The organism is Pseudoalteromonas rubra, assembly GCF_000238295.3.
Classification (GTDB): domain Bacteria; phylum Pseudomonadota; class Gammaproteobacteria; order Enterobacterales; family Alteromonadaceae; genus Pseudoalteromonas; species Pseudoalteromonas rubra.
In genome coordinates this window covers 511,944-527,189 of record NZ_AHCD03000044.1, presented here as the reverse complement: position 1 = coordinate 527,189, position 15,246 = coordinate 511,944, and the positions used below count along the sequence as shown (strand labels likewise).

The 15,246-nt window shown below is 46.8% G+C and carries 13 protein-coding genes; 7 read left to right on the top strand and 6 right to left on the bottom strand.

Annotation, left to right across the window (positions count from 1 at the left end; all coding sequences use genetic code 11):
* Positions 1-33: 33 nt before the first annotated feature.
* From PRUB_RS23165 to PRUB_RS23155, 3 genes are all read right to left on the bottom strand, one after another.
* A complete protein-coding gene (locus PRUB_RS23165; protein ID WP_010380110.1) occupies positions 34-2,832 on the bottom strand; it encodes a zinc-dependent metalloprotease in 2,799 nt (932 codons plus the stop codon).
* 572 nt (positions 2,833-3,404) lie between these two features.
* Positions 3,405-3,908: a DUF4240 domain-containing protein gene (locus tag PRUB_RS23160; RefSeq protein ID WP_010380109.1), complete on the bottom strand. Its 504-nt coding sequence runs from the start codon at positions 3,906-3,908 to the stop codon at positions 3,405-3,407.
* Between the two features lie 126 nt (positions 3,909-4,034).
* Entirely contained in the window at positions 4,035-4,244 is a 210-nt protein-coding gene (locus PRUB_RS23155) for a cold-shock protein (RefSeq protein ID WP_010380108.1), read from the bottom strand.
* Between the two features lie 469 nt (positions 4,245-4,713).
* Here PRUB_RS23155 and PRUB_RS23150 point away from each other — a divergent pair, with 469 nt between their 5' ends.
* Entirely contained in the window at positions 4,714-5,388 is a 675-nt protein-coding gene (locus PRUB_RS23150) for a hypothetical protein (RefSeq protein ID WP_010380107.1), read from the top strand.
* Positions 5,389-5,390: 2 nt separating this feature from the next.
* Here the strand turns inward: PRUB_RS23150 and PRUB_RS23145 are convergent, their stop codons facing one another.
* Both PRUB_RS23145 and PRUB_RS23140 read right to left on the bottom strand, forming a co-directional pair.
* Complete coding sequence (locus PRUB_RS23145; RefSeq protein ID WP_010380106.1) at positions 5,391-6,626, bottom strand: sensor histidine kinase; 1,236 nt, start codon at positions 6,624-6,626, stop codon at positions 5,391-5,393.
* Between the two features lie 227 nt (positions 6,627-6,853).
* Positions 6,854-9,097, bottom strand: coding sequence for a putative bifunctional diguanylate cyclase/phosphodiesterase (locus PRUB_RS23140; protein WP_010380105.1), 2,244 nt, complete (start codon positions 9,095-9,097; stop codon positions 6,854-6,856).
* Between the two features lie 218 nt (positions 9,098-9,315).
* Here PRUB_RS23140 and PRUB_RS23135 point away from each other — a divergent pair, with 218 nt between their 5' ends.
* Both PRUB_RS23135 and PRUB_RS23130 read left to right on the top strand, forming a co-directional pair.
* Positions 9,316-9,921, top strand: a complete 606-nt coding sequence (locus PRUB_RS23135; protein WP_010380104.1) for a hypothetical protein — start codon at positions 9,316-9,318, stop codon at positions 9,919-9,921.
* Positions 9,918-10,649, top strand: coding sequence for an oxygen-binding di-iron domain-containing protein (locus PRUB_RS23130; RefSeq protein WP_010380103.1), 732 nt, complete (start codon positions 9,918-9,920; stop codon positions 10,647-10,649). Before PRUB_RS23135 ends, PRUB_RS23130 begins: the two co-directional genes overlap by 4 nt.
* Before the next feature lie 3 nt (positions 10,650-10,652).
* On the opposite strand, the gene PRUB_RS23125 is transcribed toward PRUB_RS23130, so the two are convergent.
* Positions 10,653-11,003: a VOC family protein gene (locus PRUB_RS23125; RefSeq protein WP_010380102.1), complete on the bottom strand. Its 351-nt coding sequence runs from the start codon at positions 11,001-11,003 to the stop codon at positions 10,653-10,655.
* Between the two features lie 180 nt (positions 11,004-11,183).
* Between PRUB_RS23125 and PRUB_RS23120 the strand changes: the two genes are divergently transcribed.
* The 4 genes from PRUB_RS23120 (at position 11,184) to PRUB_RS23105 (ending at position 15,230) form a co-directional block, all read left to right on the top strand.
* On the top strand, positions 11,184-12,968 hold the full coding sequence (locus PRUB_RS23120; protein ID WP_010380099.1) for a glycoside hydrolase family 3 protein: 1,785 nt from the start codon (positions 11,184-11,186) through the stop codon (positions 12,966-12,968).
* 65 nt (positions 12,969-13,033) lie between these two features.
* A complete protein-coding gene (locus tag PRUB_RS23115) occupies positions 13,034-13,831 on the top strand; it encodes a D-glutamate cyclase family protein (RefSeq protein WP_010380098.1) in 798 nt (265 codons plus the stop codon).
* 121 nt (positions 13,832-13,952) lie between these two features.
* Positions 13,953-14,684, top strand: coding sequence for a 5-oxoprolinase subunit PxpA (locus PRUB_RS23110; RefSeq protein ID WP_010380096.1), 732 nt, complete (start codon positions 13,953-13,955; stop codon positions 14,682-14,684).
* A gap of 24 nt (positions 14,685-14,708) precedes the next feature.
* Entirely contained in the window at positions 14,709-15,230 is a 522-nt protein-coding gene (locus PRUB_RS23105; protein ID WP_010380093.1) for a GNAT family N-acetyltransferase, read from the top strand.
* Positions 15,231-15,246 lie beyond the last annotated feature (16 nt).

Here is a 15,246-nt window from a genome sequence, read left to right as displayed (position 1 = left end):
TATGCTGACGCAACCCTACAGCAATTTATTCAATTACGTTGGATGGAGTACGCTATGGGTTTGAGTTGCGGCGTTTTTTGTTTGGCAAGCAAATAAACTTGGCGATTCAATATACGTATAGATTCGCGAGCTTATTTCTGAATTCGAGTCACTGCAAGTCCGGGTGCCAAAAGAATGCGAAATGGCGTTTGTTAAAGGTGGAAGCTCTGAGCCATTTCCACTTTCAGGTTGTTCAACACCATCCGAAGGCTGTATCTTATTTTGGACAAGGCTGTTGATGAATTTAACTTTATTACCGCTTTGAATTTCAAAGCTATAGTCAGTAGGCAGTAAGCCGTCTGAACCTGAAAAGTTGACTTTAACATCTAAAACTTGGCCCTCACTGATACCTCCGCAGGAAAATAAGAAATTATATCTGCCACCAACAACCACGCGCATCATTGTTTTGCCTGGCTGAAAACCTTCTGGCAAAGTAAAGGCAATCAGCCCTGTGTCTGTAACTTCTTCTTTTAGATAAACCTCTTGTTCTTCATAAATACCATTACGGTTGGTATCCAGCATGACTGATACATGTTGACCGGTAGTGCTGACACCTAGTTCGATTATATTCTGTTGCTCCAGGTGTAAACTCAAGGGCTGGTCGAGAATCTCCTGATAGCTCTCTGGTAATAACGTCAGACTTTGGCCATTAATCAAAACCTTACTCATAAGCCCGACTTTTTCACCTCCAAACCACGGGGGACAAACCACTCCCAGCGGGCGTGAATAATAACTCCGGTAAGCAAGTAATTCCTTGCCGTCCGTTTTGACTACTTTTAACTTAAAACGTGTGAGCAGATCAGATTCAATACCCTGAACCCTTTGTAAGAACGGATAAATCGCATCACCGGAAGTGCGCTCCCAATGTTCAGTACTTCCATTCCCCCAGTCGACGACTATGCTTTCTATCTCATTAACAGGTAAAGTATCTATGAGGTAGCCAAATTCATCGTACTGCGGCACAGCTGTGACTGCTAAGCTAGAAATTTCAGACGTTTGCGCCACTAATCCTACCCGATGCAATGCCCCGTCGACATTCTTTAATGCTTCCTCTGCAGGCTTACTCACAACCCCTGAGTCTGCAACCAACATTAAACAGGCAGCAGCATCATTTAAACTCGCGTTAGCAGGCAAGCATGCAACATTAGCCTTCAAAAACAGCTTGAACGCTTCTTCTACCGTCCAGCTATAAATTTTTACCAGTTCATAAAATGCTTTTCTGAAAATACCACCCACATCATAGTGAGACATGTTGGCTCGATACGCACTCAGGTGATCGATACTGCTGCCATCAAGAGATGGCAGGGCGAAATAGCGCTCGCCTACATCCTGAACTTGTACATCCCAGCCTAACCACCATTTCTTATCTATTTGCGGTCGCCCTGTACCATCCAGCACTTGGGCTAAAAATGGCTCGGAAGTGCTAAAACTGCCCAATACCCTCTGCTTTAAGTAATCCAGCACGGCAACACCAGTAATGTCAGAAAAAGCTTCATTAAAAGCGCCAGCTTCCCCCTGGCCGTTTAGCTGACTATTCCAGTGTGTCAATGCATGCGCAGCCTCATGCGCGATTACACTCAACGTAGTTAGCGAGTAATTCAAGTAGCTGTCGCCATTGCCAAAATTAGTATAGGTACCATCCCAATATGCCTGGGTCATACCAAGAGAATTTTGATGAACCCTCTGCATTAATGTTTGGAGGCAATAACCATTTTCCTCACAATGAGCGTCTTGATCTGGAAATAACTCATCCAGCTGCTTGTGAAAAAACTGCATTGTTAGCCCACCATAAAAGTGCGCTTCATTCTCAGGACTGTAACTAAACAAATGATAGTAAGCTTCATCGACCTTGGTACGCTCAAAGCTTTCAGACTTACCGTTACAGTCAAATTCATAAGGTTCTGTTTGATGAATAAGAAAGTTAATAGTCTGGACATACGGGTTTTCCAAAAAACAACGTCCTCCTTCTTTCCTAACCACAAAAGGGTAGCCGTCGAATTTTGCAAAGATGAGAGGGCTAATTGTGTCACTGACATCATTAAACAGCAGTTCAGTTGAAGCGCTGGTCGTTTCATCGTATTGATATCCAAGACAAGCCTCCATAGTCGCTGGTTGAGGTGAGAAACATATGGCACCCATTTTTTCATTGCCACCAATGCCACCAGCAGCCACATATCGACCCTCATCAGAAAAATGATCAACCCCCTGCTCAGATTGAAGTACGCTGAGCGTATCTGCATTGATAGTGAGTCTGCGTATGCCCTCTTTCGAAGTTACCGTGATCTGAAGCACACCTATCAAGCGACCTTGCCAAATCATATAAGCGCGGTCAAAGTCCTGAAACTGGGCTTCAGGAGCGATATTTGGATTGGCAAGCAGCCGTTGCTGTATGCCAGACAGGGAACTATGAAAATACTGGCCGTCTAGAGCTGCCCTGACCTCTTCCTCCCTCAATATAGCCCCAAGAGCCTGTTGGATCTGACCCGCACTGTTCCTGACGAGTACAAATTGCCCATCGATCACCGGTTTATCGCGGTAAAGGACCTGATAATGCTCAAACCGCCTGGCAGCTCCTATTGTTTTTATGTGCTGATAAGTAAGCCCTTCTTCGGAGGACCCAGTGTTCATTACAAGGGGTTGAGTACGAGCTTGTGTCTGTAATACTTGCTCAATTTCCTGCCACAGGTGCTGTTGGTTTAATAATGCGTGTTTGTCGACCCATTGTGTATCAGCGTAACTCAGACAAATGAAACAACACAAAAAGGCCGCAATGGGGGCTTTATTTATAGGCATTCACTCTCTCCCTGAATACACTTTGTTTACAAGATAGGCTTTTCCTTTTAAGTTTTTGGCCTGGCTATAGCGCTAATACCATGAAATAGATACAGCTATTACCCAAGCTTTCAAACCTAACGCATTGCGTCATAAAAGCGTAATTTACAAACACCGAAAATGAAACAAAAAACAAACAACTTGTTAAAATTTCATATTCACGCTCTTACTTCATCCACACTCGACCTGAACAGACAGGCTCAATACCTTGTTAGTTTGTATGCTGGTTTTTCACGAAAAGTCGGAAGATTATTCCGCTATGCAAAAATAAGGTGAGACCATTGCTTGAAAAATTATTTGATACTTCAGAATATTAAGCTGGTCCAGAAGTTATCATGACAGGGAAACTATTTGCTTTTATAGTAGTTAAACACCAAACACGGCCCTGCGTTTGGTGTACAAAAGTTAATGTGGTAATCCACTTAGTCGAGCATCCTTAGCCATGTATTGCAAACCATTCATCTGTACCGACGCTTTATCACTGATGCAGATCTCAAGAACAGCCAAGAAAACGATGTCAGGGCGGAGGTACATCACCCCTGCCAGTACTTTGCAAACAATTGTGGGTAGGTTTGCTTTAATACTTTGGGCTTGTTTTTAAACTGCTTGCCCTGTGGCGCGTAGTTCACGGTGTTGTGATATGGCAATTCCTGCTCGGTTTTTTGCTCGTAGAGCAGTCCTGCTGTCAGATCTAATTCGTCGCAATACGGATAGGGCAAATTGTCGCGCAGGGGCATGTCATCAATGTTTGCCAGGCTGTCTGGCTGAGCCAACACCTGATCGACCCGCTCTTCACCCTGAGTCAGTAACCAGTTGCAGAAATCCAGAAAGTCATATTCACTGTTACAACCACAGGTTACATAAGCTGCACCCCAGATATCCCAGTGCCATAAACGCCTGAGTTGTTTACTGTAGTGGCTATCAAAATCGGCGATATTAGTATCAGAGAGCGTTTCAAGTCTGGCTTTTAATTGTGCCGCTTTGTCTTTGGTTTGGTTATCAATGGCAATGAGCTGCCAAAATTGAGTCTGATCCATGGAATAAAACACGTCAGGGAGTAATTGCGCGATCTTATCACAGCCAGTCAACTGAAAGGTATGCTGCGCCAGATTTCAGGCACAAAAAAAGCAAGCCTTAGCTTGCTTTTTCTTTTAAGCCATAAATTATAGCTTAACGATTTCTTCTGCCTGAGGGCCTTTTTGACCTTGAGTTAATTTGAACTCAACGCGCTCGCCTTCAGCTAGTGTACGGAAGCCGTCACCTTTGATAGCACTGAAGTGTGCAAAGACATCTGGGCCATTTTCCTGAGCGATGAAACCAAAGCCTTTTGATTCGTTAAACCACTTTACGGTACCTGTTAAAGTATTAGACATGATAGTAAATCCTGAATATTAAAATGATGCCAATCCTTAAAAGCTAACCTCTGCCCTGTTGCAAAGGATCCTTCTATACAAAAAACTGGCAAACCTATGCCCATGTGGGCGCATAGACCTAAATTTTGCCGGTGATAAAACTTCAGGACGGTACTACTACAAGCAAAAACTTATACAACAACGTAATGGAGATTTATAAACACTGACCCAAATTCTGTCTACGTTCATCTTATCGGGCTGCCCCTCTAAGTCAACTAATTTTTAATCATATTTATTAATTCTTAATGACACTAACAAGTCGCTTTCAAGGCAGAGGAAACAAGGGTGTACCTTTTTTATTTTGGCTAATTAGTGGGACTATGATCGAGGGCAAATTGTGGTTAATTTAACCTGATATAACACCTTTGGAGACTATGCTTTGCATCCAAACTGGGTATAATTCTGCGAAGTTCTCCCAAGGCGCTTTTTTATGCTCAAAAAAATTTTTAGCCTAATTGCCAAAGTTATCATCTTGTGTACTTTTAGTGCATCGCTGTTTGCCACACCATTAACAATATCTTATCTACAACACCCAAGTGTGCGCGATCAAGCCCTGCCTTTAATCCAGGCCGCTTACAACCAGGCTGGAATTAAGGCCAATTTTGTAGCCATGCCAGCACATCGCGTACTGCACGAAATTACGGCACAACATACAGATGGTGATGTGATCCTGGCACGAGAAATTTTCGCCCCCTTTAAAGATGTTATTGCCGTTGGACCTGCTTTAACGGAAGTGGAATTTGTTCTCTTGTGTGTTGCAAATGTGCCTTGTGATAACTCTGTGTTGGTGGCAACGCCCAGTACCATAGTGGCCACCGATCAGTCCAAACGTGTTTTGCTCAACAAGTATCCGCACGCGAACAGAAACACCTTTTACCATATAAATAATCTGGCCAAGTTACCCGAACTGCTGAATGTGCATCGGTTTGACTATGCAATATTTGTGGTTTCTACTCAGTGGCCGCTGCCCGACTCGCTGTCTCACCTAAATGTGCACCACTTGTTCCGCTCCAAAGCCTACCATGTGATGCATAAGAAGCATGCAGGACTGGCAGCACAACTTGCTCTGGCTATCTCAACAGTCAAAGCGCAGAAAGGGCTCTGACTCTAGTCCTCAATAGACTCTGGTTGCGCATAGGTCACAGGAAAGCGCAACATGATACCTAACCCACTCTGATTACAGTTTACATATACTGTCCCGCCAAGATCATTCATAGCAATACGCTTGACATGAGCCAGCCCCAGCCCTGAGCCAGCCACTTGCTTTTTGGTCGAATAAAAGGGGGCAAATATATCTTCAGGATGAGCCAGCTCAACCCCAACTCCATTATCACTAAATCTCAGCTTTAACTCCGCTTGCTTAACTTTTACGACGATTGTTATGGTTGGTCGTTCAACCCCACAGAAAGCATGCTCAACTGCATTTGTAATTAGGTGATTTAACGCCTCGATGAGACTGGCAGGCTTTAGATACAAGAGCACATCAGCGCTTTGCTCAACGTCAATATTCAGCACAACATTGTGCATCGCCAAAGAAGACTCCCAGACACTATCCAGAGATTTAAATACATCGGTAATGCGGCATACCCTGGTTACGCCATCGTGCCCCTGAACAATTGACTGCTTAAGCCTGTCTATTTTGTCATCAATATGATGGAGGTTACGTGATAGCAAATCCGCAGCTTGTTGGATGCAGGCAGCCTGCTTTTGTACCTCAGCAAATGGCACGGGGTGTTGCTGCAATAAACCGCTGAGCTGCTCAGCGGATTCACTCAACATAGATGCCGAAGTCACACTCACACCCAGTGGCGTATTCAATTCATGGGCCAGTCCCATGGTCATCAGAGCTTGCTCTTTAAAAGCTTCTTTATGGTCGTGCTCCTTTTGCTGTGACAGCATTCTGAGTTGTAGTTCAAACAGGTGCTTAAGAGAGCTCAGCATAGCTCTGGCCTTAGTGCCAAAGGTGTTTTCTTTACTGTCCAAAACACAGACCGTGCCAAAGACAGAGTCATCAACATTTTTAATGGGTAAACCAAGATAGGCTATCATATTGAGCTTAATATCTGGATTATGGTCCCAAATAGGATCTGCCAGGGCGTTGGGCACAAAGAGCTCTCTTTCTGTTTTGATAACGGTTTCGCAGTATAGTCCTGAGCTTTCCCAGCATTCACTGTCACCAACTTCATACGGGTTTTCATCATTAAGACTTTTATTGAATACACTCAGGTGCGGACCGTTGAGCTTCATGATCAATGCCACAGGTACATCCAGTAGTTCGGCAACTCGAGTCAAAAGCTCATTCCATTGAATCACCAGCTGATCAGACAAAGTATTGGTGTTCACACGCTTGCTCCTCGCAAGCCCTGTTCCTGGCAACATGCCTTACAGACTTGCACTTTGAGTATAGCCTGCTCACACCATTTTAAAATTCAAACGCCAATGTCGACATTCAGAGAACCACTTTTTGCAAGGCTGTCGAAGTGGCATGCTACATGTGGATTAGGTCACGCCAAACAAGCCTATGTTGATACTTGTAAAACGATATGGCACCGCCCTGCATCACGTGTGGTCTAACTTGTCAGATACGCCTCTAGTTGCTCAGCACTGACTGGCTCGCCAATATGGTAACCTTGCATTAATGTGCAGCCCATCTCAGTCAATATCTTTGCCTGCTCAGCAGATTCAACCCCCTCAGCACAACAGGTAACGTTGATGTTTTTTGCCATCACTAAGACAGATTTTATTAAACTCTGCGACTGCCTGTCGGCCAGCCCGTGTAGTAATCCTGGATCCAACTTCAGAACGTCGATTTTTAAATTATGTAGCTGCCCAATACTGGTGTGACTGGCATCAAAATCATCGATTGCTATTGTAAAACCAGCCTGCTGCCAGTGACTTATCACTTTACTGGCCTCCGTCCCCAGCATTGTGAGTTGCTGTTCCATAATTTCAATTTCGATTTGCTGAGGCTGCAATTGCTGTGCGGTCAGGCACCTGTTTAGTTCGCTCAATGCTTCATCCTGTTGCAATGTTTTCACAGACACATTGATACTCAGCCTGAGTTCAGGAGTTGTTGCTTGCCATCTTGCAAAATCTTTGAACGCTTGCTCCCAGAGCTTAGATTGCAAAGCCATCAGGCAACCTACTTCACTCACTTCGTTGATAAACCGATTCGCTTCGACCAATGAGCCTTCTTTATCCCACCGGGCCAACATCTCCACCTGAACAAGCCGTCCATCTGATGCGCTGACAACAGGCTGGAAATGCGGTACAAACTTATTTGCCGATAATGCGTCCAAAATAGCCTGCTCCAGGGCCTGATTTTGCTCAGCTTCATCATCCAATTTCGAGCAGTAAAACTGCATCCCGCCTTTGCCCGACCTTTTTGCCCGATACATAGCGCTGTCAGCACGTTTCATCAGTAACTCAGCGTTATCCCCGTCGTCAGGATACAGCGCGACGCCGGCACTCAGCGTAGCCTGTACTTCAACGCCTTTGATCTCGTACTGACCACACACGCCATCAAGCACCTTTTTAATCACGCTTCGTACATGACGCTTATCTTCAATGGCATCCAGTAGCAACACAAACTCATCGCCCCCCATCCGGGACACGGTGTCGCATGCCCGAACAGAGTCAGTTAACCTTTGTGCAATTTGTTTCAGGAGTAAATCGCCAAAATCATGTCCCAAGGAGTCGTTGATTTTCTTAAATTTATTCAGATCCATAAACACAACTGCAAACTGATGGCGATTACGCAAAGCCCGTTTACACGCCTGGATAAGTCGATCCTGAAGCAACAAACGATTAGGCAACCCCGTCAATGCATCATGGTGAGCCAGATGGTTCATTTTGCGCTTGAGTGCCCTTGACTCAGTCACATCCTGAAAAATCATCACAGCACCAATGACTTTGCCCGAGTTGTTGTATACCGGGGAACAGGAATCATCAATGGCAAACTCCAGCCCTAGGTGATTTCGAAAACAGGTAGAGTCTGGCAGGCTAACCGTTTGCTGGCTGCGCATACACACTGCCATTTGATCTTCGATGGGTCGATCACTCCCTTCATGATATAACGGCATCACCTCAGTAATGGGTTTACCTTTCACTTCTTCGGTAAGTAGGGCAAGTACCGCCTCAGCAACCGGATTCATAAAAATCACCCGACTATCAATACCGCAACATATTACGCCATCGCCTATGGAGCTGAGCGTCACTGCCAGCAGTTCGCTGTCTGTATCTGCCTGACCCAGATGAGGCGAAAGGTGCAAATACCGGGCAAGGTGCAAATTGCGGTGCTCAGAGCTTTGTAACTCAAAAAGCCCTGTGACACGCTCACTGTGCGCGCTCACCAGGGTCAATTTAATCACCTGACCGGGTTTTGGTTCCTCCAGCCAGGCTGCCAAACGTGCCCAGCTATCTGGTTCCAGTAGTTCATGCAGGTTGTAGGCAAATAGCGCTTTGTGGCTTTTACCAAGCGCGGTTGTCAGCCCGTCACTCATGCAAATCAAACTGGCATCTGAGCTAAACACAAACTCAAAGCCGGAGTTGGCCTGAAATGCTTCGAGGTAAAAGTGGTGTGCTTCATCATGGCCATGATGACGACCTTGAGCCGAGCGACGACTCAACCACCAAACCACTATGCCTGCCATTGCCGCCATCAGACCACCAACAACAAGCACAACCAGCATGGAGCTAGTCGTGCCACTCGCTGAAGACGCAAGCTCTGAGGCAGTGTATGGCGCAGCACTCGCCTGCCATCCCAACACAGACAAACACAGGCTCACTAAATATTGCAAAGCAGAGATTTTCACTCAAACTCCGGTCATCTATCAAACGCAGCTCTTATCAAGCGTAGTCGCAATAACAAGACTTTGGTACTGCAACTGAAGTTTTTGAAGCCTTTGTTAATGATAGAATTTAGTGTTTTGGCAAAGGTAAAAACTATACGCTCAATTATGCCGATTTCTGGAATTTCGGCGATTTTTATTCTAGTGTCTTGAAAGCAGCCCGTAGACGATGGAGTTTCGCATTGAGTGACGACAATATAGTAGACAGCTTCATTCGCGTTGCGCGTATCATTGCAAATCTTGACGCGATTTTGGCTGAAGCTAAAAACCTTTCTCTCACCGCTAAAAATGCCCGCGTGGTCGCGCTGAGAGCAGGTGACTCGGCCTCTGGCTTTAAACCCATTACAAATTTCATTGATGAGTTTTCAGAGCAAACCATCAAGACCACTACGCATATCTCCACTTTGTCTAATCAGCTGTTCAAAATTGCGCTCGAAGCGGTCAGAAGTACTCAGTTCGATATGCACGTCGACAACGCAGCAACCCTCACCTCCACATCTCAAGTTGTTGCTTTGCAACACAGAGCAAAACAAGAGCGTCAATACCAAACCAAGAAGCTGGAAATCGCTTTACAGGATCTGGAGAGCTTTTTTGAAGAGATCAACAAGCAAATGCGCAGTGCGGAATACATTGCTGTGACCAGCCGGGTTGAGGCATCAAACGCCGGGGAATTTAGTGACAGCCTGCAGTCGGTCTCTGATTTTATTGCCACTGCAGCCAAAACAATTAAACAATCGGTCACGGTAAACTTAAACGAAATCCATACTCTAAGAGGCGCCCTGCATTGAAAGCAACACAACTCTATCAGGCTCCGAGCCACGCCTGGCTGATGTTTGGCCGCGATGAAGGAAAACCAGAAAAGATCATTGATACTAACCAGTATCTGGTGAAAGGCACAGGGCAAGCAGTACTGCTTGACCCCGGGGGCACAGAGCTTTTTTCACCCATGCTGGCTGCCATCTTGCAACATATTAAGCTCGAAGAGCTGACCACCTTATTCGCCTCACATCAGGATCCTGACATTATTTCTTCATTAGGACTTTGGGATAAAGCCCTGCCAGATGCCACACTGCATGCGCCCTGGCTGTGGGAAGGGTTTATCCGCCACTTTGGTATGAACAATATCAAATACCAGGGGATCAAAGACGAGGGAGGCGACATCCGTCTGAATGATATCAGCCTGAAACTCATCCCTGCACACTATCTGCATTCATCTGGTAATTTTCATGTATATGACCCACTAGCAAAAATACTGATGAGTGGTGATGTAGGTGCGGCGCTGGAAAAAACCAACGCACCAATATTTGTGGACGATTTTGCGGCTCACGTTAAGCATATGGAGTATTTCCATCGACGCTGGATGCCATCCAATCGCGCTAAAGCAAACTGGATAGCCCGCGTGAGAGAACTGGATATCGACATTATGGCACCTCAGCATGGTCGCTTATTTAAAGGCGAGGCTGTCGCTGAGTTTCTTGAATGGTTTGCAAAGCTGGACGTGGGCATAGCCAGTTGAGGCTTATTTATCGCTCCACACCGCCAGTTCATTACCACTGGGCTCAATAAAATGAAACCGCCTGCCACCGGGAAAGCTAAATATCGCTTTGTTGATGGTGGCACCTGCCTGCTCTATGGCTTGCTGTGTCTGTGCTAAATCATCACTGTACAACACCAGTAACGGGGCGCCTTGTGCTTGGCTGGCCGAGACATCGCTTTGGAAAAAGCCCCCCTCCAGTCCAGATTCACTAAACGCAACGTACTGCGGACCATATGACTGAAATTGCCAACCAAAAACCGATTCAAAGAATGCCTGCGTCGCCGGTAAATCAGAAGCAGCAAACTCTACATAGTTAAGCGTATGGTGTTTCATCGTCCTTCCTTTTTTATTATTGTCTCGGCATTCAATGTGCGTTCACCTGCACCTGATAAAAACCGATAACATATTGAACTGAATCGGCTCCATATTAGCGCTGAGGCGTGATAGAGTGCCAGATAAATTAGCATATTGATGATGAATATCTTGTTTCGCATACTCTTAATAGGTTTGCTCATGACCCTAACAGCCCCAAGCCATAGTGCTCAATCGGCACCTGAATTACGTACCCTGATCGGCCAAAAGCTCATGCTCGATTTGCGATACTTTTGTCAACAAGGCAAAGGGGCAAAATGTCGGGAGCCAATGACTACCCTGCCACCGGAGCTCAAGCAGATACTGCATGACTATCAGATTGGCGGCGTGATCCTGTTTGCCGAAAATGTACAGGAAATTGAACAAATAGTCGCACTGACGCAACAGATCCACCATGCGACAGAGCACCCCCCCTTTATCGCCATTGATCAGGAAGGCGGTCGGGTTGCCAGAATTAATCGTACTGAGGCCACCTCCTTCACGGGCAACATGAGCATAGGAGCCAGCTACGCTCAGCATGGTACACGCTATGCACAGGAGGTTGCGTCAGTCATAGGTAAAGAGCTGTCCGTGCTTGGGATCAATGTCAACTTCGCGCCAACCGTTGATGTCAACGCAAATCCGGATAACCCGGTCATTAATGTCAGGTCATTTGGCGAAGATCCACACATGGTGGCAAAACTGGGTGCCGCACAAGTCAAAGCATTTGAGCAACAGGGGGTGATATCTGCCATCAAGCATTTTCCTGGGCATGGTGATACCAATGTCGACAGCCACACAGGCTTACCCCGCGTCAATCATCCCCTGAAACAGATACAGCTACAGGACATTGCGCCGTTTGCCAGCATCATCAAACAACACGCACCGGGTATGATTATGACGGCGCACATCCAGTACCCAGCGCTGGATAATACAGTCATACTCAACAAACGTAATGAAAAAATGCTGCGTCCGGCAACGATGTCACGCAAAATTATGCATGACTTACTGAGAGAAGAGCTGGGCTACCAGGGTGTCACCATCACAGATGCACTGGACATGGCCGGGATCAGTGACTTTTTCGAGCCCGAGCAGGCCGTCATCGAAACCTTTGCTGCGGGTGTAGACATCGCCCTGATGCCTTTTGCAATACGCAGCACAGAGGATATCAGCGCATTCAGACAATTTATGGATGCGCTTTATCAACAGGCCACAGCACAACTGAGCATCTCTGAACTAAGGACATCGCATCAGAGAATACAAACGCTCAAAGCCTGCTTTTTAGCGCCAAAGCGTCAGCTGTCCTCGGCTATTGCTCAGTCTGTACTGGGGAATCCGCAGCATCGTAAAGTGGAGGCTGAGCTGGCACTGGCGGCCATAACACAAGTGAAGAATAACCAGCTGTTACCACTGGCAACCCGAGCAAATCAGCGAATTCATGTGATTATGCCGGACAAGCAAAAAGCCACTGCTCTGAAGCAAGCCTTGTTAGCTCATACAACTCATCCGCTCACGGTTACTCTGTCCAGTTTACAAGGATTCGACCCTGCCCGGGCAGAAGCAGATATTAAAAATGCAGACTTCGTCATTGCCGGCCATGCCACGCCCGCGCAAAGCGCGGTAGAAATTGGCGGAATGGAAGACCTGGCAACTTTGTCGCAGTTTTCTCTGGCAATCAAAGCCCAGCCTGATGCACTGCAAGATTTATTGCGATTTGCTCAATCTCAGCACAAACCAAGCGTGTTCATCAGTTTGCGTGCCCCCTATGAAATCACCCGGTTTGCCCCCTACAGCCAGGCTGTACTGGCAAGTTATGCCTATAATGTTGACGTTGAAACCGCCAGTGAAGTCAGCGGACCGGCGTATACCGCGCTTGCCAAAGTCATATTAGGCCATGAAAAAGCCAAAGGAACACTCCCCGTTACCATAGACAAACAGGCAGATTAATCTTAGCTGCCTATAATATTGAGTGAGATGTTGTTGAATCAGCCTGTTACCTGATGAGGACATGTATGGACCCAAAGGCATCACTCACTGCACCTAACGCTATTCGCGCCATGATTCGGGCCGGAGACTATTCCGGCCCCACTAACGGCTTTGTTCCCGGCTTCGCCCAGTGTAATGTTCTGATCCTGCCTGAAGCCTATGCATTTGAGTTTATGACTTACTGTCATCACAACGCTGACTGCTGCCCATTGTTAGCGAGCAGTATCTCACCAGGGTGTTATCATCTCGACCAGTTAGGTCAGGACATTGATATTCGTACCGATATTCCGCGCTATCGGATCCTAAAACACGGCCAGCTTACTGAGGAAGTCTCGGATATCAAACAGCTATGGCGAGACGATCTGGTGACTTTTGCACTGGCCAGTTACCTTGCCTTTGATACCGTCCTCAACTCCTTCGGCATCTCCAGCCCGCTGGCAAACCCCACACACTCCTTACCTATGTATATCAGCAACATAGAAAGCAACCAGGTTGGGCCATTTAGTGGCAATAAGGTGGTTTGCATGCGCCCTATGAGTAAGGCAGAGCTGATCAAAGCCATTCAGGCAGGTTCTGTCAGCCGCGTACCACATGGCATCCCCCTGCACTTCGGTGAAGCAAGCGAAATAGGCATTACCAACCTGAATAAACCAAACTTTGGTGAGCCACTTCCCGTAGCCAGCGATAAACTCCCCGTTTTCTGGACAACCAGCCTCACGGCCCACCTTGCAATTACCCGGGCAGCCCCTGATCTATGTATTATCAACAGCCCGCAACACCTGTTGGTTACCGACAAAGCTGATTTAAACCTGGTCATCAGCTGACATACACCAGCCTGGTTTTGTAACTATGATCAGAAGCCGTGAACTTGATTGGGCGTGAAGCCCTAACCCTGACGCTGCAATCCATGTTAAGGTCTGGAAAAACCCAATATAAGAGTATTCTATGCTGCTAAATTGCGATCTGGGCGAAAGCTACGGTGCCTGGAAAATGGGACTGGACAGCCATGTTATGCCACACATTGATCTGGCCAATATTGCCTGCGGCTTCCATGCAGGCGACCCGACTGTAATGGCAAACACACTCGCACTGGCCAAAGCACATCATGTCGGTATTGGAGCCCATCCTGGTTATCCCGATCTGCAAGGGTTCGGACGTCGCTCTATGAACTTGAGTGAGACGGATCTTCGCAACACACTGCATTATCAGATCGCAGCGCTGGAAGGGATGGCCCGAGTACAGGGTATGACGTTGCGTTATGTGAAACCTCACGGCGCTCTTTATAACGACATGATGCGCGACGAGGCGATACTGCTTCAAGTACTCAAAACGCTCTCCGAGTACCCAACTAAGCTCGAGCTAATGCTGCTGGCAACGGCTAAGCAAGCGCACCATACACGCCTTGCTGAACAATTTGGGGTCGAGTTACTATTTGAAGCCTTTGCTGACAGACTTTACACAGATCAAGGGCAACTCAGCCCGCGAACACAACCTAATGCGGTCCATGACGAAGCAAACTTACTGGCACAGGTAAAACAGCTGCTGACTCATGGCACAGTGACTACTGCAAGTGGTCAGGCATTGCCACTCAAAGCAGACACCCTCTGTGTACACGGTGACAACATGGACAGCATAAATCAGATTGTTACTATCAAAAAGCTACTTAAAACCCAATAACATCGAATAATAAAGGACTACACCATGATTACCACTTCCCGCCTGATACTGCGGCCATTAACACCTTCAGACTGGTCATTCTTTTTGCGCCTGCATCAGACTCCTCAGGTGATGCGCTTTATCAACGACTTGTCTGATCAAAAAGAAGTCCGCGCGCAATTTGACCGTCGACTCATCAACTGGCGCAAAGAGAGCGGGGAGTGGCTTACATTGGTGATTGAAGAGCGAGAAACCGGCAATCCAGTCGGGCTTCATGGCTTCTTGTCCAACTGGACACCCTATCAGCAAGCTGAGCTTGGGTTTATGCTAGCCCCGGAACATCAGGGTAAGGGATATGCGAAAGAGTCAACCAGCGCCATTATCGATTTTGCCCTTAATCAATGCGGCTATCACAAACTGACAGCAACCGTCACCGAAGGCAATGAGGCATCATTTAACTTACTAACCGGTCTGGGGTTTGAGCATGAAGGCACACTTAAAGACAACTACATTATCGGCGGGCAATGGTGTCACGACCAAAAGCTGGGCCTAATTGCACCACGCTAAATACAACAATGCAGCC

Bases quoted from the DNA above. Each gene is read 5' to 3' on its own strand.
- PRUB_RS23165 (WP_010380110.1), bottom strand. From the start codon at position 2,832: ATGCCTATAAATAAAGCCCCCATTGCGGCCTTTTTGTGTTGTTTCATT.
- PRUB_RS23160 (WP_010380109.1), bottom strand. From the start codon at position 3,908: ATGGATCAGACTCAATTTTGGCAGCTCATTGCCATTGATAACCAAACC.
- PRUB_RS23155 (WP_010380108.1), bottom strand. From the start codon at position 4,244: ATGTCTAATACTTTAACAGGTACCGTAAAGTGGTTTAACGAATCAAAA.
- PRUB_RS23150 (WP_010380107.1), top strand. From the start codon at position 4,714: ATGCTCAAAAAAATTTTTAGCCTAATTGCCAAAGTTATCATCTTGTGT.
- PRUB_RS23125 (WP_010380102.1), bottom strand. From the start codon at position 11,003: ATGAAACACCATACGCTTAACTATGTAGAGTTTGCTGCTTCTGATTTA.
- PRUB_RS23120 (WP_010380099.1), top strand. From the start codon at position 11,184: ATGACCCTAACAGCCCCAAGCCATAGTGCTCAATCGGCACCTGAATTA.
- PRUB_RS23115 (WP_010380098.1), top strand. From the start codon at position 13,034: ATGGACCCAAAGGCATCACTCACTGCACCTAACGCTATTCGCGCCATG.
- PRUB_RS23110 (WP_010380096.1), top strand. From the start codon at position 13,953: ATGCTGCTAAATTGCGATCTGGGCGAAAGCTACGGTGCCTGGAAAATG.
- PRUB_RS23105 (WP_010380093.1), top strand. From the start codon at position 14,709: ATGATTACCACTTCCCGCCTGATACTGCGGCCATTAACACCTTCAGAC.